We start from the raw sequence: 22,519 nt of genomic DNA on the forward strand, positions 1-22,519 counted from the left end.
CCCTAAGCTATTGCGGCAATAATGCTATGGAGTCGGCCTGTCATTGTTTGCATGACGGGCCTTTTTATTGCCCGCTGGCGGGCATTGCAATAGCCGCCACGTCTGGGCGCAAAAATAAGCGGTCAAATAATGAATCCGGATACCCTGAAGTTTATCGAAGCGAGCATCAAGACCATCCCCGACTATCCGAAGCCGGGCATCCTGTTTCGCGACATCACCAGCCTGATCGAGAACGCCGAGGCCTTCAAGGCCACCATCGATCTGCTGGCCGACCATTATCGTGATCAAGGGATCACTAAGATTGTCGGCACCGAGGCCCGCGGCTTCATCTTTGGCGCACCGGTCGCCTACGCCATGGGGCTGGGGTTCGTGCCGGTACGCAAGCCGGGCAAGCTGCCCCGCAGCGTCATCGAGGAGTCCTATGCCCTCGAGTACGGTACTGACACCCTGCAGCTGCACACCGATGCCATCGTGCCCGGTGACAAGGTGCTGGTCGTGGACGATCTGCTGGCCACCGGCGGTACCGTCGATGCCACCGTCAAGTTGATCCGCCGTGCAGGCGGGGAAGTGGCGGATGCCGCCTTCATCATCTCCCTGCCGTCCCTCGGTGGTGATGCCCGCCTGACCGCCGCTGGCGTCAAGGTGGTCTCTCTGGTGGAACTCGCGGGCGCCTGAGCCGCGAAGGTGCGTGACAGGCAGGCTTCGTCACGCTGCCATCTGCCGATAACCGGTGCCTGAACGGGCACCGGTTTGAAAATCAAGCGATCCCTCCCAAGGCGGCCGATAGGCCATACAGCCAGCCCCCCATTTGTGTTAGCATCCTGCCTCAATGCCTCGTTTTCCAGCATCGAGATCTATGAGCTATCAGGTTCTGGCGCGTAAATGGCGCCCCCATACGTTTGAACAAGTGGTAGGCCAGCAGCATGTGCTGACCGCCTTGACCAACGCCCTGGATCAGGGTCGGCTTCATCACGCCTATCTGCTGAGCGGGACCCGCGGGGTGGGCAAGACCACCATCGCCCGCATCCTGGCCAAGAGCCTCAACTGCGAGCAGGGGATCAGCAGCCACCCGTGCGGCGTGTGCGACACCTGTCGCGAGATCGATCAGGGCAACTTCGTCGACTTGCTGGAGATCGACGCGGCGTCCCGAACCAAGGTGGAAGATACCCGCGAGCTGCTGGACAACGTCCAGTACCGCCCGGCCCGTGGCCGCTTCAAGGTGTACCTCATCGACGAAGTGCACATGTTGTCGCGCCACAGCTTCAACGCCCTGCTCAAGACTCTGGAAGAGCCACCCCCCTATGTGAAGTTTCTGCTGGCGACCACGGACCCCCAGAAGCTGCCCATTACCATACTGTCGCGCTGCCTGCAGTTTCATCTGAAGAGTCTTGATCAGACCCAGATCGCCAAGCAGCTCGAATGGGTGCTGGACCAGGAGGGTCAACCCTTCGAGCCACGCGCCCTGCTGGCCCTGGCCAAGGCGGCGGACGGCAGCATGCGCGATGCCCTGAGCCTGACGGATCAGGCCCTGGCCCACGGCAACGGCAGCGTGCGGCTGGACAGCGTGCTCACCATGCTGGGCACCCTCGATCATCACCACCTGCACCAGCTGCTGGAGGCCATCCTGCGCCAGGATGCGCCGGCCACCATGGCCAAGATCACCGAGATTGCCACCCTGGGGCCGGATTTCGACCAGCTCCACGCCGAGCTGGAAGCCCTGCTTCACCGGGTGGCCATGGCGCAGCTGCTGCCTGCCAGCGTGCAGGAGCAGGGGGCGGATGCCGATGCCCTGCTGCAACTGGCCGGGGCCATGAGCCCGGAAGAGGTACAGCTCTGCTATCAAATCGTGCTGGGGGGGCGCAAGGATCTGCCCTGGGCTCCCGATGGGCGTACCGCGCTGGAGATGACCTGCCTGCGGATGCTCGCCTTCTCGCCGCGCCGTGAGGTGATGCACCCTGCCAACCTGACGGCCTTGCCGCCAGCCATGGCCGGGCAAGTCCCCTCAGCGGCGGGGAGGGAGGCAGTATCGACCCTGCCGGGAAAGCCTCAAGGGGCTGAGCCGGCCCCGCTTGTAGGGGGCCTGCCGCCGGCTGAGGTCGTGATGCCGACGCCACAGGCCGACGTTGTCTCTGCGCCAGCGCTCGCCGTGGAGACGACCGAGGCGGAGCCCGCTATTGTCGACGCCGACGAGGAGAGCGCACGCCTGTTTGCCGAGCAGGAAGAGCTGATGCAGGAGGCAGCGGGCATGGGCTATGGGGCCGCCATTCGCGAGCCGGTCGGCGCAGCCCCGCAGCCCCAGGTAGAGCGTCCCGAGCAAATCCCCGCAGCACAGGCTGTGCCCGAGACCACCGCACCGGTCGAGTCTGCCGAGCCCCAGGGGATCTCCAGCATGCAGAGCCTGCTCGGCAAGCGCAATCTGCTGCGCAGCCGGCTGCGAGGTGAGGCCGCGGCGGCGCCATCGACCCCTTCTCGGGTGGCACCGGTCAAGCCGGCTCCCCAGCGCCAGGCCGAGGTGCCACCGGCGCCCCAGGTGACGCCGGCCTCAGCAGCTCAACCTGCGCCTTTGGGTGGTTATGACGATCTTCCCCCTCTCGATGCCTATGACGAGGGGGGCAACGACTATGAAGAGTACCTGGCCCAGGGCTTTGGCGAGCCAAGTGCACCGGCAGTGACGCCAGCCTCGATGCGTCCCGCGGAGACGTCTCCCCTGGGAGATGATCTGCCCCCCTGGGATCTGGACGGTGCGCCGGCTCAGCGGGTGGCGCCGGCGCCGCAGCCCGTGGTACCCGAGTTGCCGAGAGGCCCCGAGCTGCCGGGCGAACCCGAGCCGCAGCCTGCCCCTGTGATGGAGACCATCGACTGGGATGCGCTGGAGAGTGACGAGCAGCCCGAGGAGGAGGGGGAGGTCGCCCGCCTGATCCCGTCTTCCTTGCTGGTCAACTGCGGCGACCCCTGGGCCGAACTCATCGCCCGTACCGGGGTGGGCGGCCGGCTGCGTCAACTGGCCATCAACGCCGTGATGACCCGCGAGGGGGATCGGGTATCGCTCCTGCTCAAACCCGAGCAGCGCCATCTGGTGAGTGACAAGGCCCGCGCCGATCTGGCCGAGATCATCGGCTCCGAACTGGGTGGGGCCGTGCAGATCGAGGTGACTCTTGGCACGGATCCCGAGCGGGAGACGCCGCTCGAGATAGAACACCGCCTCTATCTCGGGGTGCGCGAGCAGGTGAGCCGGGATCTGGCGGCCGATCCCAACGTACAATTCTTGCAGCAGCGCTTCGGCGCCGTGCTCCATCCCGAGAGCATCGAGCCCCTGAGCCGCTGAGCGGCGATGAAAAAACCGTGCCGGGGGCAGCCCCCCGGTTGAAAAGATCTTTGGCTGCCCCCACTTAGGGCAGATGAACCCACAGCCCGGCGCTGGATGCCGGATTTCAAGACGAGAGACGATCTATGTTTGGTAAAGGTGGAATGGGTAACCTGATGAAACAGGCCCAACAGATGCAAGAGCGCATGCAGAAAATGCAAGAGCAGCTGGCCCAGATGGAAGTGGTTGGCGAAGCCGGCGCCGGCATGGTCAAGGTGACCATGGCGGGCAGCCACAGCGTGCGTCGTATCGAGATCGATCCCAGCCTGATGGAAGATGACAAGGAGATGCTGGAAGATCTGGTCGCCGCGGCCGTCAACGATGCCGTGCGCCGGGTGGAAGAGCAGAACAAGGCCAAGATGGGCGAGCTGACCGGCGGCATGCAACTGCCCCCGGGCTTCAAGATGCCGTTCTGAGGATCTCATTTCTGTTGAGTCAAGAGGCTATGCCTCATGGCTCTGTCGGATAGAGAGGTACGCGCCCCACATCAGGGGTAGTCGAGCCTCGTCATGACGCAGCGGATACGGTTTGCCCCGTCCCCGCTGCGTTTTGTTTTTACCCCATCCTGCCCGGACTGTGACTGAGCTCGCCTCTGCACGGCAAACGTCCCTTCCCGAATGTGCTTCGTGTATCGCTGCTCCTGCTGACTTGTCCTGTGCCTTGCACCCCGCGAGCATGTTTCACTCTCTTGCGCGCTGGTCTGAGGGGGCCTGACTCACCTGGTCCAGAGGGGAGCGTAAGCACACTCCCGTCCCGCTCATGCACACCTGGTGGGAGAAAGTCTTCATTCACAGTGGGTCTCTTGCTGACGCCTCGGGAGTAGGGGGGTAACCGAGCCGTGGCCCAACAAGAGGCCCCGGTTTCCCGGGGCCGGTGTCAGGCTGCTTCACGCTGGGGATCCAGTATTTCATAGTGGTTGCAGCACACTCTGTACTTGGCCGTTCGATCGTTTCCGACGCGTTATCGAGGGGCAGGCCAGCCAGCACAGGCGCCAGTGTGGTGTCCGTGTCATCTTGGCTATGCCGGGTCTGGCACCGCCGACATGGACGGGGCTGATCACTGTTCCTCTGTTGCCGGACTCAGGGTTCAGCGCCCGATCTGGCCGAAACGGCCGCTGTTGAAATCATTGATGGCTTGCACGATCTCTTCCTGGGTATTCATGACGAAGGGACCATGACCGACGATGGGTTCATTGAGGGGGGCGCCATTGAGCAGCAACAGCGTCGTCTCCTCCTCGACCTCCATCACGAGTTCTGTGCCGCGGCGTTCCATGACCGCCAGTTCGGTGGTGCGAACCGGGTGGCGGTCGCCTAGACGAATGGCCCCTTTGAGCACGAACAAGGCGGTGGTATGCCCCTGTGGCAAGGAGAGTGTGACCCTGTGATGGGCGTGCAGGCGCAGGTCCCAGACGTTCATCGGGGTGAAGGTACGGGCTGGGCCAGCGGCCTCGCCGAAATGCCCGGCGATGATGCGCACTTCGCCAGCACCATCCGGTAAAGTTACCTGAGGGATCTCACCTGCGGTGATGCCCTGGTAGCCGGGGGGCGCCATCTTGTCACGGGCGGGCAGGTTCACCCACAGCTGTACCATCTCGAAGGTGCCGCCAGTCCTGGCAAAGTCCGGGCTGTGGTATTCCTCGTGGATGAGGCCGGATGCGGCCGTCATCCACTGCACGTCCCCCGGCCCTATGGTGCCGCCACCTCCCGAGGAGTCTCTGTGCGAGACGCCGCCGTCATAGACGATGGTCACCGTTTCGAACCCGCGGTGAGGATGCTGGCCGACCCCGAGCCGATGAGACGTGGCCGGAAACGTGGCCGGGCCCGCGTAGTCCATCATCAGGAAGGGGGAGATCTCTTCGGCGATGTCGTGGTAGGAGAAGATGTTTCTCACAGGGAAGCCGTCACCCACCCAGTGCTGTCCATTGCTGCGCTTGATAAATGCCAGTTCTTTCATCTCGGTGTCTCCGTTGAAGCGATGGCACCAGTGTAGGAAGTGGTCATCTGTCCAACTAGATGGTTAAATCAGAAAACACTTTCTATTGAGTTGGAAGATGGACTTCAATCAGGTCGTTGTATTCGTCAAAGTCGTGCAGGCCGGCAGCTTCAGTGCCGCAGCACGTCTGCTGGGGTTGCCGACCTCAACGGTCAGCCATCGGGTGGCCATGCTGGAGGCGCGCCTGGGCGTCACGCTCTTGCAACGGACGACTCGTCGTCTGCATCTGACCGAGGCCGGACAGATCTATTTCGAGCACGCGTCGGCCGGGTTGGTGCATGTGTTCGATGCCGAGGCTGCCATGACCGAGTCGCGGGAGGAGCCCTGCGGATTGCTGCGGATCACGGCCCCCGTTGATATCGGCGATCAGATCCTGTCGTCACTTCTGGGGCAGATGCGCAGCCAGTGGCCAAAGGTCGACGTGGAACTGGTGCTGGTGAACCGCTACGTGGATCTGGTCGCGGAAGGCGTCGATGTCGCCATCCGCACCGGCCCTCTCAAGGACTCGACGCTGATCGCCAAGCCGGTGGGCGTTGCACGTTGGGCACTGTTCGCGAGCCCGGATTATCTTGCCAGTGCGGCGGCGATAGAGGCACCTCAGGCGCTGCGACATCATGCCTGCCTGCAGTTCACCTCCCTGGGCAAAGAGTCCTGGGATCTTCAGGACGAGGCCGCCAACAGCGTGACCGTCCCTTTGTCACGGCAGACACTGATCAACGATGTCGGTTTGATCATGACCATGGTGCTGGCCGCAGAGGGGGTGGCACTCTTGCCGTCATATCTGTGCCGCCAGGCTTGCGATGAGGGGAGACTGGTGGCTGTTCTTCCCCAATGGCAGGGGAAGGCCGATCCTATCCATATCGTCTATCCAAGGCAGCGTTTCATGCCGCCCAGATTACGTGCCTTTGTGGCTCTCGCCACGATCACGTTGCGAAAATGGCTCGAGTGAATGCTTAACTTGCCCGTTAACAACAAAGCGCCTGATGGCGCTTTGTTGTTTTGGGTCTGATTGCTTAGCCAAGCCAGCCGATGGCCAGGGCGAGTCGTCCGCACAGGGCGGCGAGGAAGATGCCAAGCAGGGTGCGCAGCAGCCAGATCACCACCAGCTGCCCCACGCTCACCGGGATCCGGGTCGCCAGGATGCAGGGGATGGAGGCGGAGAAGAAGAGCACCGAGCTCACCGAAACCACGGCGGTCACATAGCGCACCAGCAAGTCCGCATCCTTGAGCAGGATGGCGGGCAGGAACATCTCCGCCAGCCCGGCCGAGAGAGCCCGCGCCGTCTCCAGGGGCTCACCGAGGGCCAGCAGCCAGGTCAGGGGCCACAGCAGCCAGCCCAGCAGATCGAACAGCGGGGTGTGCTGCGCCAGCAGCAGGCCCAGCAGGCCGACCGATAGTATGGTGGGCACCACGGCGGCGGCCATCTGCAGCCCGTCTTTGAGGTTGTCCCTCAGCTGTTTGAGCACGGGATCCGCCTGGCTGGACTGGGCCAGACCGCAGGCGAGGGCGGCTTGCAAGCGACTCTGGCCGACAGGTAGCGGCTCGTCGGTTTCCCCCTCATCGTTCATGGTGCTGATGGGGGGAATGCGGGCCAGGATGGCAGTGATGACGAAAGTGATCACCAGGGTGGACCAGAAGTAGAAGTTCCAGTGACCCATCAGGTTGAGGGTCTTGGCCACGATGATCATGAAGGCGGCGGAGACGGTGGAGAAACCGGTGGCGATGATGACGGCTTCCCGCACCGTGTACTTGCCCGCCAGGAAGACACGGTTGGTAATGAGCAGACCCACCGAGTAGCTACCCACGAAGGAGGCGACCGCATCGATGGCAGAGTGGCCGGGCGTGCGCCACAGGGGGCGCATCACGGGCTGCATCAGCACGCCGATGAGCTCAAGCAGGCCAAAGCCGAGCAGGAAGGTCAGCGCCATGGCCCCGATGGGCACGATGAGGCCCACCGACATGGCGAGCTTGTCGAACAGGAAGGGCAGCCTGTCCGGCGTCATCAGCCAGGCGGGCCCGATGTTTGCCACGTACATGATGGCCAGTACCAGGCCGAGCACCTTGAACAGGCTCAGCACCCGGTCGATGGGGCGGGCGCGCCAGCGGCCATCCAGCAGGGGGGTGATGGCGCCGTAGGCGATGATCAGCAGAATGATGCCAAGGGCAACAGGGCGCTGCGCTATCAGGGCGCCGGCCAGGTGATCCACCAGTATGGTGCTGCGGCCCCCCAGTTCGAAGGGCACGAAAAAGATGGCGATGCCGAGCAGACTGGTCAGCAGCAGCTTGAGGCCGGCCCCGGCACCTGCCGGGGCCGTGAGTACGCGTTCAGGTTCCATTTCCTCTCCTTGTGGTCCACATGGTTCAACTCCGTTGATGGCTGAATTTGTATATACAATAGCGAGTGCCATCGGGAATGGAAATAGGAAAGAAACAAAAACCAAACATGGCGGAAACATTTAATTCATATGAATCCAGGGTAAGGAGGAGGGGGGATGTCGGCAGCGTGTAAGCAGGTGGCAGACTTATCAATCACGCATTCAAGTGCGTGACAGCATGTGCGGTAGCTGGCGGGTATCACAAGTAAAGAGCCCTAAAGCGACCGGTTCCAGGGAAAACCTGAGCCATGACACGTCTTTTTTCACTCTTTTCATGAATGGACGTTATTCATAACCATTAATCAATTGGTCATAAAGGCTTTATTCATTTGACTACTTTTCGAGTTTCTCATTGCAGAGTAAGATGCCCCTTCAATAAAAATAAGAATTAGGAGTTCGGGTGTGAAGGCATTAGAGAAAGAAAGGATATCGCCCTATATCAGCCAGTTATATGAGTGCGGTATTAATGATTCTGACATTAAGCTGGTCGTCGACCAATTTCGTGCGGATGTGTCCTGCAGTTCGTCCCTGTTTTTATTGCGGGACGATGACAAGAGCGACGGAATAAAGCTTTTTTCCAGCGGTCTGACCGAGGCCCAGCAGCAGTTCTATGTGCAACACCATCGCCAGGATGTGTGGTTCAATCATTATCTGGACAAGGGCTGCCAGGGGATCGTCAGTGCCAATACCCTCTCGAACTCGGTGGGGCTGCTGGCCAGTTTCGGCGCCCAGTTCGCGGCGGGGGGGGTCTGTCAGGTCAAGGGTCGGGGGCTTAGCAGTCTGTGCAGCTACCGCGGTGCGGCGCAGGAGGATTTCAGCAGTCAGGAACTCACGTCCCTCTCCGAAATCTATTCCGGTCTCGCCGCCTGGAGCCACCATTATTGGAATCTGCTGGCCCTGGAAACCCAGAACTACCAGCTGCAGCAGCTGGTGAAAAACCATAATAAGCCCAGCGCCATCATAGATGACAAGGGACATATCCATTATTCCAATGTGGCATTCAATCGCATCGCCGATGAAAATGTGGAGCTGCGCGCCATCAATGGCATTTTCTCTTTGCAAAATAAAGAGCAGCAACGCCAGCTCAAGGAGATCCTGAGTGGTTTTGCCTATTTGTTGCCGGGAGCAAGCGCCTATATGTCCATTCCCCGTCAGGCCAATCTCAGGCCGCTGCTGATCCAGTGTTCCCTGATGAGCGGTCTGAGCCGGTTCGAGCGCTATGTGGAGGTGGTGCTGCGAGACCCCGAGCACTCCTTCAACCCCGATATCGAGGCGCTGGCTAGCCTGTACCCCCTCACCATCGGTGAGAAGGAGCTGCTGGTGCTGATGAGCAAGGGCTACAGCAGCAACGACATCGCCGAACTGCGCGGGGTCAAGGTGGAAACCGTGCGCTCCACCCTCAAGGGGGTGTTCAAGAAGACCGATTGTCACAGCCAGAACGAGCTGCTGCTCTTGCTGCAATCCATCTCCTGACGGCTGCGAGCTATGCTTGGAGGGAGCCAGGCATAGTGTCCGGCTCTTGCCTCCCTCGGGGGAGGCCTGTTGGGGGAAGCGTCATGGAATCACTCAAAGCAAGGGACTACATGCAGACCAAGCCCATCACGTTCAGCGCGGACATGATGGTGCAAAGCGCAGTCACCAAGTTTCTCAACAGCCATCAGCTGGGCGGCCCCGTGGTGGACAGTCAGGGGCATCTGATTGGCTGGGTATCCGAGCAGGATTGCATCGCCGTCATGCTGAAAGAGGCCTATCACTGTGAACAGGTTGCCCAGGTCAGGGATGTGATGCGCAAGGAGGTGCTGGCGGTGGGCCCCGACACCAGCATCCTGGATCTGGCCGAGATGATGATGGGCCAAAAACCCAAGATCTATCCGGTGGTGGAGGAGGGGCGCCTGCTCGGGGTGATCAGCCGCCACAACGTGATGCAGGCCATTCACGCCCAGCTTGGCACCTGCTTCGTGCACCAGGCCAACGGTTGACACCGGTTGTATGTAAGGAGCAGGCAGGTGCCTGCTCTTTTTATGGCCGGAATTCAGGCTCGCTACCCGTTATGCCCTCACTCCCGCTTTAAGGCTTGCACCGCCCAGCCTCGCTCTTTAGGATCTCCCCCAGCTATCGATATGCCCTTGATGGGCACTCTTTTAAGGAATTCGTACCTTGTCTCTCTCTATCGAGGCGCTGCGCCGCCGTCTATCTGCCTGCATGAACCTCGACGCCCGTCGTCTTTCCAGCCGTCTGCACGGGGTCAAGAAGTTGCCCGAGGGCAAGCAGGGTGCGGTGCTCGAGACCATCGCCGCCGATCTGGATGCGGCCCAGGCGCGCTACCAGTCCCGTCTGGCGGGCGTCCCCAGGGTCACCTATCCGGACAACCTGCCGGTCAGCCAGAAGCAGGCGGAGATCGCCAAAGCCATTGAAGAGCACCAGGTGGTGATCATCGCCGGGGAAACCGGCTCGGGCAAGACCACCCAGATCCCCAAGATCTGCCTTGCGCTGGGGCGCGGGGTGAAGGGCTTCATCGGCCACACCCAGCCGCGGCGTCTCGCGGCCCGTACCGTGGCGGCCCGCATCGCAGAAGAGATGGAGTCCGAGCTCGGTCACTACGTGGGCTACAAGGTGCGCTTTACCGATCAGGTGAGCGAGCAGACCCACATCAAGCTCATGACTGACGGTATCCTGCTGGCGGAGATCCAGAACGACCGGATGCTCACCCAGTACGACACCATCATCATCGACGAGGCCCACGAGCGCAGCCTCAACATCGACTTCATCCTGGGTTACTTGAAGCAGCTGCTGCCAAGGCGCCCCGATCTGAAGGTCATCATCACCTCGGCCACCATAGACCCGCAGCGCTTCTCCCGCCATTTCAACAAGGCGCCGGTGATCGAGGTGTCCGGCCGCACCTACCCGGTGGAGGTGCGCTACCGCCCACTGTTTGTTGATAAAAAAAGCAGTGATAAAAGTGAAGGGCTGGAGGAGCGGGACGAGCTGCAGGGGATCTTCGATGCGGTGGAAGAGCTGGCTAGAGAAGGTTTAGGAGACATCCTTATCTTCATGAATGGCGAGCGGGAGATCCGCGATACAGCCGATGCCCTGCGCAAGCTCAACCTGCGTGACACCGAGGTGCTGCCGCTCTATGCCCGTCTCTCCAACGCCGAGCAGAACAAGGTGTTCCAGCCCCACGCCGGACGGCGCATCGTGCTGGCCACTAACGTGGCGGAGACCTCTCTCACCGTGCCAGGTATCCGTTACGTGATTGATCCGGGTACTGCCCGTATCAGCCGCTACTCCTGGCGCACCAAGGTGCAGCGTCTGCCCATCGAGCCGGTCTCCCAGGCCAGCGCCAACCAGCGTAAAGGCCGCTGCGGTCGGGTGGCGGACGGTATCTGTATCCGTCTCTACTCCGAGGAGGATTTCAACGGCCGTCCGGCCTTTACCGACCCCGAGATACTGCGCACCAACCTGGCGTCCGTCATCCTGCAGATGCTGGCGCTCGGCCTTGGCAATATGGAGGCGTTCCCCTTCGTGGAGCCGCCGGAGTCGCGCCATATCAAGGACGGTTTGACCCTGCTCAAAGAGCTGGAGGCGGTGCGCGAGCTGCCAGCCACCGGCGATCGCGAAGCCAAGCTGCAGCTGACCGACACCGGTCGCCAGCTCTCCCGTATCCCCCTTGATCCACGGCTGGCGAAGATGGTGATCAGTGCGGCGCAGACCGGCTGCCTGAGCGAGGTAATGGTGATCACCGCCGCCCTCAGCATTCAGGATCCCCGCGAGCGGCCCATGGAGAAGAAGCAGGCCGCCGACGAGCAGCACAGACGCTTCGAGGACAAGGATTCCGACTTCCTCACCTTTGTGAATCTCTGGAACTACCTGAAAGATCAGCAGGATGCCCTTGGCAGCAACCCGTTCCGCCGTATGTGCCAGAAGGAGTTTCTCTCCTATCTGAGGGTGCGCGAGTGGCAGGACATTCACTTCCAGCTGCGCCAGACGGTGAAGGAGCTCGGCTTCAAGGCCAATGCAGAGCCGGCGGATTTCAAGACGGTGCATTGTGCCCTGCTGACCGGGCTGCTCAGCCATATCGGCAACAAGGATCTGGAGAAGCCGGAGTTCCTGGGGGCCCGCAATGGCCGCTTCCACCTCTTCCCGGCCTCGGGTCTGTTCAAGAAGCCGCCCAAGTGGGTGATGGCCGCCGAATTGATGGAGACCTCCCGCCTCTACGCCCGCATCAACGCCAAGATTGAACCCGAGTGGGTGGAGCCGCTGGCGGGCCACCTCATCAAGCTGCACCACAGCGACCCCCACTGGTCGAAGAAAAATGGCGCCGTCATGGCCAAGGAGAAGGTGACCCTCTACGGCCTGACCCTGGTCAACGAGCGTACCATCAACTTCAGCCGCATCGATCCGGCCCTGTGCCGCGAGCTGTTTATCCGCCGCGCCCTGGTGGAGGGGGATTTCGAGACCCGTCATCGCTTCTTCAGCGACAACCGCAAGCTGCTGGCGGAGGTGGAGGCGCTGGAGCACAAATCCCGTCGGCGCGATATCCTGGTGGATGACGAGGATCTGTTCCGCTTCTACGATGCTCGCTTGCCAGAGGAGGTGATATCAAGCCGCCACTTCGACAAGTGGTGGAAAGAGGCGCAGAAGCAGGACGCCGAGCTGCTCAACTTCGAAAAAGAGATGCTGATGAAGGGGGATGCGGCCCACATCAGCGATCTCGACTACCCCAACTTCTGGCAGCAGGGGCGCCTCAAGCTGAAACTGACCTACCAGTTCGAGCCGGGGGAGGCCGCCGATGGCGTGACCCTGCATATTCCGCTGCCGCTGCTCAACCAGGTGGAGGTGAAAGGATTCGAGTGGCTGATCCCGGGGCTGCGTCACGAGCTCTTGGTGGCCCTCATCAAGTCGATGCCAAAGCCGATGCGCAAGAACTTCGTGCCGGCCCCCAATTATGCCGATGCCCTGCTCGCCAGCATCAACCCCGAGCAGGGGCCGCTGCTGGACGAAATGGAGCGCCAGCTGCGTCGCATGACCGGCGTGGCTGTTCCCCGCGAATCCTGGGATTGGACCGCGGTGCCCGATCACCTGAAACTCACCTTCCGGGTGGTGGACGACAGGCACAAGAAGGTGGCGGAAGGGAAAGATCTGGAGGCATTGAAAGAGTCCCTGCGCGGCAAGGTGCAGGAGACCCTGTCGCAAGTAGCGGACGATGATATCGAGCAGTCCGGCCTCACCCTCTGGAGCTTTGGCGAGCTGCCGAAGGAGTACAGCCAGAAGCGCGGCGGATTCGAGGTGAAGGCCTATCCGGCGTTGGTGGATCAGAAGGATTCGGTCGCCATCCAGCTGGTGGAGAGTCCGGTGGCCCAGCAGCAGCTGATGTGGGCGGGTCAGCGCCGGCTGGTGCTGCTGGGGGTGCCATCTCCCATCAAGTACCTGCAGGAGAAGCTGCCCAACAAGGCGAAGCTGGGTCTTTACTTCAACCCCTTTGGCAAGGTGGCCGAGCTGATTGACGACTGCATCGCCTGCGGCTGTGACAAGCTCATCGAGCAGCATGGCGGGCTCGCCTGGGATGAAGCCGGCTTCGAGGCGCTCAAGGAGTATGTCCGCGCCGAGCTCAACGACGCCGTGGTGGAAGTGGCAAGCCAAGTGGAAGCAGTGCTGACCCTCTCCTTTGATATCAAGAAGCGGCTCAAGGGCAAGATGCAGCTCGACACCGCCTTCGCCATGTCGGACATCCAGCTGCAGCTCGACAAGCTGATCCACAAGGGCTTCGTGACCGAAACCGGTTGGCAGCGACTGCCGGATCTCTTGCGCTACCTGCGCGCCATCGAGCGGCGCCTGGAGAAGCTCGCCATCGACCCGAACCGGGACAGGGTCCACATGCTCAAGGTGCAGAGTGTGGAGTCTGAATACAAGGCGCTGCTGGCCAAGATCCCCAAATCTCAGCCGATCCCTCCCGAGGTGGCCAATATCCGCTGGATGATCGAGGAGCTGAGAGTCTCCTTCTTCGCCCAGCAGCTCGGGACGCCTTATCCCATCTCGGATAAACGTGTGCAGAGCGCCATCGCCCAGTGCTAAGCTGCTATCTATCTGTTTTATTGGATAGTAATAAGAACAGAACGGATTAACGGGCAAGGGAGACCGTCATATGCTGGGGATCTGGTTGGGAGTGGCGCTGGTCAACATCAGCGGTTATCAGCCCATTGCGGAGCAAACCTGGGTGCAGCTCAATCCGGAATTCTATCCGCTGCACCGCGCCGTGCCGCCCATCTTCGCCGCCTGGCGGGGCAATCAGTTCCCGCCGCTGGCGACGAAGAAGAAGAACGGCCACTGGCAGATCCTGTTTCCCGCCCGTCTGGTGCCCCCCTTCGATCTGTTCGAGGGGGAGGCACAGCTCTCCAAGGCCTACCTGGCCAGGCTCAAACGCATCGACGAGATGGCCTATGGCATGGCGCCCCACCAACCGGTGCAGAGCGTGACAGCAGTGCATCAACCCTCCTTCGAGGCGTCAGGGAGCAGTGCCTTTATCGCCGAATTCTCCCTGCCTGGCCCGACGAGGGGCTGGGGGCGGATGGCGCAAGGGGAGCCCTTGCTGGCGAGGCTGGCGGTGCCGTCATTGTCTAGGGCGGGCGGGAGTGGACAGCTTGCCACGGCGAGTCCGGCGCCAGAAGGCGCCACGTTGACTCTCTCCGCCACGGCGGCAGGGGGGGATGGGCGGGTCTGCCATCAGGTGGCGGCGGGGGAGACCCTCTGGCGCATCGCGAGCCAGTTGCAGGCACAGGCGGGCAGCGGATCCGACACCTACAGCTATCTACTGGCGCTGGTGGCGGAGAACCGTCCCGCCATGGGCAAGGGGATCAAGGTGCAGACCGGCCAGCGACTCTATTGCCCGAAAGCGGAGACCCTGGCGCAGTTCGACGCCCTGAGCCCGGCCCAGCGCCAGCAGCAGTTTGCCCGCCTGGAGCAGGGGCGCTGAGGTGTGTGCGGGGCAGGGGAACGCCTCTGCATCCGCCAGTACGATGGCACGCGGTTCGTCCCTTGTATCCACCCCGAGCCCATGCTAGTATTCGCGCTCGTTTTGCGAGGTGCTGACCGGTCGCAGTCAACACCATACATTCATCTATAAGAGATACTTACTATGTCTTTCGTATTCCAAGCTGAAGTCCGTTCTGACCTGGGGAAAGGTGCGAGCCGCCGCCTGCGTCATGCTGACCAAGTTCCTGCCATCGTTTACGGTGCAGGCAAAGAAGCCGTGTCCATCACCCTGGACCACAAAAAGCTGATCCTGGCCCAAGAGAAGCCGGAGTTCTACTCCTCCGAGCTGACCCTGGTCATCAACGGTGAAGAAGTCAAAGTTAACGTCAAGGCGATCCAGCGTCACCCGGTACGTTACAAGCTGGTTCACCTGGACTTCGTTCGCGTCTAATCGGCAACGAACGTTCCTGTAAAGAGGCCACCCAATCGGGTGGCCTCTTTGTTTTTGCTGTATTTTTACCGACAAAAAATAAAATACTCAAATAGCTCTATTGGTCTTTACTTGTAGGCATGATTGACAGCAGGACACCGGTTGTGGTGCTCTGACACATATAAAGTATTCGAACAAGTCCATCTACGGGGTAATGTTGACCGTCATGAAGGGAATCATACGGGGATATTTCCTGCTGTTCTCACCCATTATGGTGCTGGTCCTGGTGGGGGGGTATCTGTTGGGAAACGCACTGATCGAGCGCGAACTTTATCGTCTTCGCAGCGATGAGAGCACCTTCCTGGCACTCGCCAGCGGTCGTCTCGAGGATGAGCTGGCAGTGCCGCTACGCCATGTGCGCAGCATGTCTGAAGAACCCCTCCTGCTCGAGGCGGCGGGTCGCAATGAACGTGACACCATGGCTGCCCAGTTCACCATTCTGATGAACCGTAATCCCGATTATGCCCAGGTGCGCTGGCTGGCGCCGGATGGCATGGAGCTGGTGCGCATCAACCGTCAGGGGCCGCATCTACGGCGTGTGGCTGACGACCAGTTGCAGAACAAGGGAGAGCGTTACTATTTCCGCGATGCCATGGCACTGCCCTGGGAGCGGATCTACGTCTCTCCGCTCGATCTCAACGTCGAACACGGGGTGATCGATCGCCCCTTCAATCCCATGATCCGCATCGCCAAGCGCCTGCGCCTGGGGGACCGTGATCTGGGCTTGCTGCTTATCAACGTGCAGGCAGGCCGTATGCTCAAGGAGTTCGCCAACAGCAGCGGCAAGGCTGCCGCCCATACCATGCTGCTCAATCAGGACGGGTATTGGCTGCGCAGCCCCGATCCGGCACAAGAGTGGGGTTTTATGCTCGAGCGCCCGGATCTTACCCTGAGGCTGACCTCTCCCCAGGCCTGGCAGACGCTCTGGGGAGCCTCAAACGGCCAGGTCGAGTCTGCCGACGGGCTGTGGAGCTGGACCACCCTGTACCCGGCACTGAATCATGATCAGCTGATCTGGAAGGCCGCCTCCATGGTGCCGCGCAGCGAGCTGCTGGCCATTCGTACTCACATCTGGATGAGCATTTCGGCTACCTGCGCCACCTTGCTGCTGCTGTTCGGTATCGGAGTGGCCTCGCTGGTGCGCAGCTGGCGTCGGGAGCAGCAGGCACAGCAGGAGGCAGCCAGGCTGGCGCGGGTCAAAGGGGATTTCATCGCTAACATGAGCCACGAGATCCGTACTCCCATGAACGCCATCATGGGGGTGACCTACCTGCTCGAGCAGGGAGTGCTTGACGATGGCCAGCGTGCGCTGGTTCGCAAGATCCACCAGGCAGGGCATGCGCTGCTCGGGATCATCAACGACATCCTCGATTTTTCCAAGATTGAGTCGGGCCGGCTCGAGCTCGAGCAGGTGCCATTCAGCCTGGAGGAGGTACTGGATCACGTGGCGGCCATCATGTCCACCTGCGTTGGCGACAAGCACCTCGAGCTGGTGGTGGGCAGTGCCCCCGAGCAGGCCGGCCATCTGATTGGGGACGCCCTTCGCCTCGAGCAGGTGCTGCTCAACCTGACCGGCAATGCCATCAAGTTCACCGAACGTGGGGAAGTGGAGGTCAAGGTCGAGCTGGAGGCCGAGCAGGACGGCATGGCCACCTTGCTGTTTCGGGTGCGCGACACCGGGATCGGCATTCCACCAGAACAACAGGCCAACATCTTCAATGCCTTCTCCCAGGCCGACTCCTCCACCAGTCGTCGTTTCGGGGGGACCGGGCTTGGCCTGACCATTAGCCGCCGCCTGGTGAGCCTGATGGGGGGGGATATCGGCGTCACCAGCGAACTGGGCAAGGGGAGCGAGTTCTGGTTCCGTGTCCGTCTGGCGCTGGTGAGGCAGCCCGAGGCCTTCAACGAGCGGCTGCAACACGTTTCGCTGCTCATTGCCGACGACAACCAGGTGACTCGCGACACCCTGTCGATGACAGTGGGCTCCCTCGGCTGGCAGTCACGGGTAGTGGAGTCCGGTGAGCAGGCCCTGCACCATTTGCTGGGTCAGGGGGAGCGTTTCGACGTGATCCTGCTCGACTGGATGATGCCTGGCATGGACGGACTCGAGACCAGCATCGCCATTCGCCGTGCTTTCGAGCGGCAGGATCACTCGCCCATCATCATCATGGCGACCGCCTACTCCCAGGACGAGCTGATGCGCCGCCCCGGCTCGGATCAGGTGGATCTGGTGTTGCACAAGCCCGTCACCGGCTCCAGTCTCTACAACGCGGTGGCGCGCCTCATCCACGAGAAGCGCGAACACGTGGCACCGCTGGAGAGCGGCCAGCGCCGTCTGCGCCTGCCGGGTGTGCACGTACTGCTGGTCGATGACAGCGACATCAACCTGGAAGTGGCGACCCGCCTGCTGCAGCGAGAGGGGGCCGAGGTGATCACCGCCATCGACGGAGAGCGGGCCCTGGCCTGTCTTGCCGATCCGGCGCGGCGCATCGATCTGGTGCTCATGGACGTGCAGATGCCGGTGATGGATGGCTACGAGGCGACCCGCCGCCTGCGCCAGCTGCCGGGACGCGAGGAGACCCCCGTGCTGGCACTCACCGCCGGTGTCTTCAAGGATCAGCGCGAGGCGGCGCTGGCCTCTGGCATGAACGACTTCATCGCCAAGCCGCTCGATGTGGAGCAGCTCATCGCGACGCTGCTGCGCTACCTGCCGGACAGCGTGGCACCGCTCACCGTGAACGACTTTGCCCGGGAGTCGGTGGCTGGCATCGATATCGATACCGGACTGCGAAACTGGGGTGAAGCGTCCGTTTATCTCAAATACCTGCGGCGCTTTCGTGATGACTACATGGCGGTCGGCACCGTGCTGCCGGACTACATCGCTCAGCACGAGATTGACGCGGCCGCGAGCCTGACTCACAAGATCAAGGGGGTGGCAGGCAGCCTGTCGCTCACCGATGTGGCACGCATCAGCGCCGAACTGAACGAAGCCATCGAGCAGGGGGGCGACACCAGCCAGCTCATTCCCCCCTTCCTCGAGGCGCTGGAGCGGGCGCAGCAAGCCATCGACACCTATGCCGGTCGCGAACCGGGGGCCATCAACTCCCCGCTGGTTCAGGGTGAGGTGCAGGAGGTGTACCTGCACGCCTTGCATCAGGCCCTGGTGAGCGAGGATCTGGAGCTGATAGAGCCTGCGCTGGGCCAGGCCAGGAGTTACCTGCCTTGCAAGCTGGTGAACGAGATCAGTGCGGCGCTGGAGCTGTTCGATATCCCGCTTGCGACCCGCACGCTGGAAGAGTATCTGGGGGATCGGGAGGAGTCTGCACCATGAATAGACCGCGCGTGCTGATCATCGACGACGAGCCGAGCAATCTCGGACTGCTGCGGCAAATCCTCAAGGAGGAGTACAACCTCTTCTTCGCCAAGGGGGGCGAGGAGGGGCTGGCTGCCGTCGAGCGCCACGAGCCTGCGCTGATCCTGCTTGACGTGCGCATGCCCGACATGGACGGCTACGAGGTGTGCCGCCGACTCAAGGCCGATCCGGCTCACGCCGGGATCCCGGTGCTCTTTATCACGGCGAGTGACAATGCAGACAGCGAGAGCCAGGGGTTCGAAGCGGGGGGGGTGGATTACATCTACAAGCCGGTCTGCCCGAGCACGGTGCGTGCCCGGGTGCGCAACCATCTCTCTCTGGTACGCCTCGAGCAGCTCGAGCGCAGCTACCGCACCGCCATCGTGATGTTGAGCGAGGCGGGTCACTACAACGACACCGACACCGGGGTGCATATCTGGCGCATGGCCGCCTATGCCCGGGCCCTGGCCGACGCGGTCGGCTGGAGCCCTGAACAGTCGGATCTGCTGGAGCTGGCGGCCCCCATGCATGACATGGGCAAGATTGGGATCCCTGATCACATCCTCAAGAAGCCCGGGCCTCTTACCGAAGAGGAGTGGGCCATCATGCGTACCCATCCGCGCATCGGTTACGAGATCTTGAAGCGTTCGGACGGACCCATCTTCCGCATGGCGGCGGAGATTGCCCTGCATCACCACGAAAAGTGGGACGGCACGGGTTACCCCGCAGGAACAAGCGGCGAGGGGATCCCCGAGGCGTCGCGGATCGTGGCCATCGCCGACGTGTTTGACGCCCTGAGCGTGCGTCGTCCCTACAAGGAGCCCTGGCCCCTGGAGCGGGTGCTGGCCACCATGCGTGACGGTGCCGGCCAGCACTTCGATCCCCGGCTGCTCGCACGTTTTCTCGAGATCATGCCGGAGATCTTGCGCCTCAAGATCCAGTGGGATGCCCGCGAAGCGCGGGGGGATTACCAGATGGATTGCGTCAGGTAGGGATTGCTCGCCTTCTCGTGCCCGAAGGTGGAGCTGGGGCCGTGGCCCGGGATGAAGACAATGTCATCCCCAAGCGGCAACAGGGTTTCGCTGATCGAGCGGATCAGGGTGGCGTGATCACCGCGCGGGAAGTCGGTGCGGCCTATGCTGCCGGCAAAGAGCACGTCCCCCACCCAGGCGAGGCGTTCGGCCTGGCTGATCAGCACGACATGACCCGGTGTATGGCCCGGGCAGAAATAGACTTCCAGCTCGCAGTGCCCGAGTTGCACCTTGTCCCCCTGGGTGAGCCAGCTATCCGGGGTGAAAGACGGGGTATGGGCAAAGCCGAACATCTGGCTCTGCTGGGGCAGCATGTCGAGCCAGAAGGCGTCTTCCTTGTGGGGACCCGTGATGGGAACGCCTGTCCGTTCGCGCAACTGGGCCGCAGCACCCACATGATCGAGATGACCGTGGGTCAGCAGGATATGGGTCAGAGTCAGCCCGCGCCTGGCGACGGCAGCCAGCAGCTTGTCCGCCTCGCCACCGGGATCGACGAGCGCCGCCTGGTGGGTCTCGTCGCACCAGATGAGGGAACAATTCTGGGCGAACTGGGTGACCGGGATCACCTCGAACTTCAACATGTGGGACTCTCCTGGTGAGGTTGAAGGGCGTGTTGCTCGGCAAAGAAGGCGAGGCAGGCCTGCCGGTCGCCGCGAAACAGGATCCGCTCGCGCTTGTTGTCCAGCTGGTAGCGGTACATGGGGTCATAGTAACGGGTCAGCAGCAGCTGGATCCAGACCAGGTGGGCGGCGGTTTGCCCGGTCTCGGCCTGCTCGGTGAGGGCGGCTTGCAACAGGCCGTCCAGCTCGCGGTGATCCTTGTCGCCGAGGCGACGCTTGAGGCGGGCCATGGCGTCGGTGAGGTAGCCGGCAAAGAGCGGCCAGCCCGCCTCCTGGCCATACATCTCCAGATAGCGCAGCCAGAGATCCTGCACGTAATCGATGCGGATCTGCTCGGCCCGCTCCTCCTGAGAAACTTCCACCACCACCAGAGGCGCCTGGCACATGGCCTCATAGAGGCTCAGGGGCAGGGCGCAGCGGCCGATGAGGCGGCTCTCGTCTTCGACCACGAAATGGGCTTCACCCCGATGGCGGCGCTTGAGCAGCTCGATGGCGATGCGGTTCTCGAAGTTGATGTTGCTGGGCTGGCCCCCCGGCAGCTGGCCAAAGGAGGAGCCCCTGTGATGGGCATGGCCCTCCAGGTCCACCGCCTGGGCAATGTGCGCCAGCATATGGGTCTTGCCGGAGCCGGTCATGCCGGTCAGCACGGTCCAGCCGCACTGGGCGGCGGCGCTCTCCTGGGTGTCGATGAGAAAGCGGCGCAGCTCCTTGTAGCCGCCAGCCACCCGGGGTCGGGTGACACCGGCCTCGGCCAGCCACTGCTGAACGGTTTGCGAGCGCAGGCCACCCCGGAAGCAGTAGAGCAGGGCATCTGGCTGCTGGCGCAGCTGAGTCAGCCAGGCATCCAGACGCGCGGCGCGCACCGCGCCCCCCACCAGCTGATGGCCGAGTCTGATGGCGGCAGCCTGCCCCTCCTGTTTGTAGCAGGTCCCGACCCGGGCACGCTCCTCGTCCGTCATCAGTGGCAGGCTGACGGCGGTGGGAAAGGCCCCCTCCTTGAACTCGACGGGGGCGCGCAGATCGATGAGGGGAACGTCCTCCAGGAAAATACGGGTGTAATCGCTGACCAGGGGCAGGTCACTCATAGGACAACCTCGATGAACTGGTTGCCGGTGCGGGCCTGCAGCTGGCCGATGGGGGAGAGGCTCAGCCCGGCCTGCTCTGCAATGGCGAGAAACTCGTTTTCACTCTCCTTGCCGACGGCGACCAGGAGGCCGCCGCTGGTCTGGGGATCGCAAAGAATGTTGCGGGTACGCTCATCCATGGCGTCAAGCTTGTGGCCGTAGGAGTCGTGATTGCGGAGGGTACCGCCCGGCACGCACCCCTCTGCCAGGTAGTGATCCACCTCGGGCAGGAGCGGCAGCGCCGTGAAGTCGAGGCGGGCGCATACATCGGAACCCTCGCACATCTCCAGCAGGTGGCCGGCCAGACCAAAGCCGGTCACGTCCGTCATGGCGTGTACGCCCGGCAGTGCGGCGAAATGCTGGCCAATCTTGTTGAGGGTACACATGGCCTCGGGGGCCAGTTGCTCGTGCTCGGGCTTGAGCTTGCCCTTCTTCTGGGCTGTGGTGAGGATACCGATGCCAAGGGGTTTGGTCAGATAGAGGGTATCACCCACCTGGGCGGTGTCGTTCTGTTTGATGGCGTTGAGCGGCACTATGCCTGTCACCGCCAGGCCGAAGATGGGTTCCGGGGCGTCGATGCTGTGGCCACCTGCGAGGGAGATACCCGCTTCGTGACACACCTGACGACCGCCGTCGATCACCTGCTGGGCAACCTCGGGGGCCAGCGTGTTGATGGGCCAGCCGAGGATCGCGATGGCGACGATGGGCTTGCCGCCCATGGCGTAGATGTCGCTGATGGCGTTGGTGGCGGCGATACGGCCGAAAGTAAAGGGATCATCGACGATGGGCATGAAGAAGTCGGTGGTGGAGACGATGCCCTGGCCGTTGCCGATGTCCACCACGGCGGCGTCATCCTTGCTGCTGTTGCCGACGATCAGGGTGGGATCGTCAAAGCCCGGGATCTGGCTCTTCAAGATGGTGTCGAGCACCTTGGGGGAAATCTTGCAGCCACAGCCGGCGCCGTGGCTGTACTGGGTGAGACGAATGGCAGACATACTGACCCCTCTTGGTTCAAGCATCGCGTGATGCGTGCGATATGGGTGCGGTCATCGTATCGCGGATAATCGCAGAAAACGGGTGAGCCTGGTGGCATGACAAATCGGCTGGGCATGCCGCGTGGGGATGGCCCAGACCGCGCCACCAAAGGCCACGGGACGGGGCATTATGCCACAAAGAGGATGAGGGATCCGACTCGCAATTAA

General features: G+C 62.2%; 16 protein-coding genes. 11 read left to right on the forward strand and 5 right to left on the reverse strand.

Features of this window, described 5'->3' with window-relative positions; genetic code table 11:
- The first annotated feature begins 129 nt into the window (after positions 1-129).
- The 3 genes from apt (at position 130) to I6L45_RS16400 (ending at position 3,780) form a co-directional block, all read left to right on the forward strand.
- On the forward strand, positions 130-675 hold the full coding sequence (apt, locus tag I6L45_RS16390) for an adenine phosphoribosyltransferase (RefSeq protein ID WP_043760588.1): 546 nt from the start codon (positions 130-132) through the stop codon (positions 673-675).
- Positions 676-856: 181 nt separating this feature from the next.
- Entirely contained in the window at positions 857-3,325 is a 2,469-nt protein-coding gene (gene dnaX / locus I6L45_RS16395) for a DNA polymerase III subunit gamma/tau (protein WP_216982648.1), read from the forward strand.
- Positions 3,326-3,450: 125 nt separating this feature from the next.
- The gene (locus I6L45_RS16400) at positions 3,451-3,780 is read left to right on the forward strand and encodes a YbaB/EbfC family nucleoid-associated protein (RefSeq protein ID WP_005301028.1); all 330 of its coding nucleotides are present in this window, start codon (positions 3,451-3,453) and stop codon (positions 3,778-3,780) included.
- A gap of 670 nt (positions 3,781-4,450) precedes the next feature.
- Here the strand turns inward: I6L45_RS16400 and I6L45_RS16405 are convergent.
- Positions 4,451-5,317 (reverse strand): pirin family protein, encoded by an 867-nt coding sequence (locus I6L45_RS16405; RefSeq protein WP_216982649.1) that lies wholly within the window; start codon positions 5,315-5,317, stop codon positions 4,451-4,453.
- 97 nt (positions 5,318-5,414) lie between these two features.
- Here I6L45_RS16405 and I6L45_RS16410 point away from each other — a divergent pair, with 97 nt between their 5' ends.
- Positions 5,415-6,305: a LysR family transcriptional regulator gene (locus I6L45_RS16410; RefSeq protein WP_216982650.1), complete on the forward strand. Its 891-nt coding sequence runs from the start codon at positions 5,415-5,417 to the stop codon at positions 6,303-6,305.
- Positions 6,306-6,369: 64 nt separating this feature from the next.
- On the opposite strand, the gene I6L45_RS16415 is transcribed toward I6L45_RS16410, so the two are convergent.
- The gene (locus tag I6L45_RS16415) at positions 6,370-7,692 is read right to left on the reverse strand and encodes a YjiH family protein (protein ID WP_210548713.1); all 1,323 of its coding nucleotides are present in this window, start codon (positions 7,690-7,692) and stop codon (positions 6,370-6,372) included.
- Positions 7,693-8,133: 441 nt separating this feature from the next.
- On the opposite strand from I6L45_RS16415, the gene I6L45_RS16420 reads away from it, so the two are divergent.
- The 7 genes from I6L45_RS16420 (at position 8,134) to I6L45_RS16450 (ending at position 19,534) form a co-directional block, all read left to right on the forward strand.
- Positions 8,134-9,204 carry a helix-turn-helix transcriptional regulator gene (locus I6L45_RS16420; protein WP_134694330.1) on the forward strand — a complete coding sequence of 357 codons (1,071 nt, stop codon included), beginning with the start codon at positions 8,134-8,136 and terminating at the stop codon, positions 9,202-9,204.
- Positions 9,205-9,287: 83 nt separating this feature from the next.
- Entirely contained in the window at positions 9,288-9,710 is a 423-nt protein-coding gene (locus I6L45_RS16425; protein ID WP_043760572.1) for a CBS domain-containing protein, read from the forward strand.
- A 178-nt stretch (positions 9,711-9,888) separates the two neighbouring features.
- Positions 9,889-13,803, forward strand: coding sequence for an ATP-dependent RNA helicase HrpA (gene hrpA / locus I6L45_RS16430; protein ID WP_216982651.1), 3,915 nt, complete (start codon positions 9,889-9,891; stop codon positions 13,801-13,803).
- 70 nt (positions 13,804-13,873) lie between these two features.
- Complete coding sequence (locus I6L45_RS16435; protein WP_216982652.1) at positions 13,874-14,701, forward strand: hypothetical protein; 828 nt, start codon at positions 13,874-13,876, stop codon at positions 14,699-14,701.
- Between the two features lie 162 nt (positions 14,702-14,863).
- On the forward strand, positions 14,864-15,151 hold the full coding sequence (rplY, locus tag I6L45_RS16440; RefSeq protein WP_043760559.1) for a 50S ribosomal protein L25: 288 nt from the start codon (positions 14,864-14,866) through the stop codon (positions 15,149-15,151).
- Positions 15,152-15,356: 205 nt separating this feature from the next.
- The gene (locus tag I6L45_RS16445; protein ID WP_216982653.1) at positions 15,357-18,521 is read left to right on the forward strand and encodes a response regulator; all 3,165 of its coding nucleotides are present in this window, start codon (positions 15,357-15,359) and stop codon (positions 18,519-18,521) included.
- Positions 18,518-19,534 carry an HD domain-containing phosphohydrolase gene (locus tag I6L45_RS16450; RefSeq protein WP_043760556.1) on the forward strand — a complete coding sequence of 339 codons (1,017 nt, stop codon included), beginning with the start codon at positions 18,518-18,520 and terminating at the stop codon, positions 19,532-19,534. Before I6L45_RS16445 ends, I6L45_RS16450 begins: the two co-directional genes overlap by 4 nt.
- Here I6L45_RS16450 and I6L45_RS16455 read toward each other — a convergent pair.
- The 3 genes from I6L45_RS16455 to selD are packed head-to-tail and all read right to left on the reverse strand — an operon-like array spanning position 19,510 to position 22,312.
- Positions 19,510-20,154: an MBL fold metallo-hydrolase gene (locus I6L45_RS16455; RefSeq protein ID WP_216982654.1), complete on the reverse strand. Its 645-nt coding sequence runs from the start codon at positions 20,152-20,154 to the stop codon at positions 19,510-19,512. The two genes, I6L45_RS16450 and I6L45_RS16455, sit on opposite strands and share 25 nt — an antisense overlap.
- Positions 20,148-21,278 (reverse strand): tRNA 2-selenouridine(34) synthase MnmH, encoded by a 1,131-nt coding sequence (mnmH, locus tag I6L45_RS16460; RefSeq protein ID WP_216982655.1) that lies wholly within the window; start codon positions 21,276-21,278, stop codon positions 20,148-20,150. Before mnmH ends, I6L45_RS16455 begins: the two co-directional genes overlap by 7 nt.
- Positions 21,275-22,312: a selenide, water dikinase SelD gene (gene selD / locus I6L45_RS16465; protein WP_216982656.1), complete on the reverse strand. Its 1,038-nt coding sequence runs from the start codon at positions 22,310-22,312 to the stop codon at positions 21,275-21,277. The genes mnmH and selD overlap by 4 nt, the downstream gene beginning before the upstream one ends.
- Positions 22,313-22,519: the final 207 nt, after the last annotated feature.

The organism is Aeromonas sp. FDAARGOS 1415, from assembly GCF_019048365.1.
Classification (GTDB): Bacteria; Pseudomonadota; Gammaproteobacteria; order Enterobacterales; family Aeromonadaceae; genus Aeromonas; species Aeromonas taiwanensis.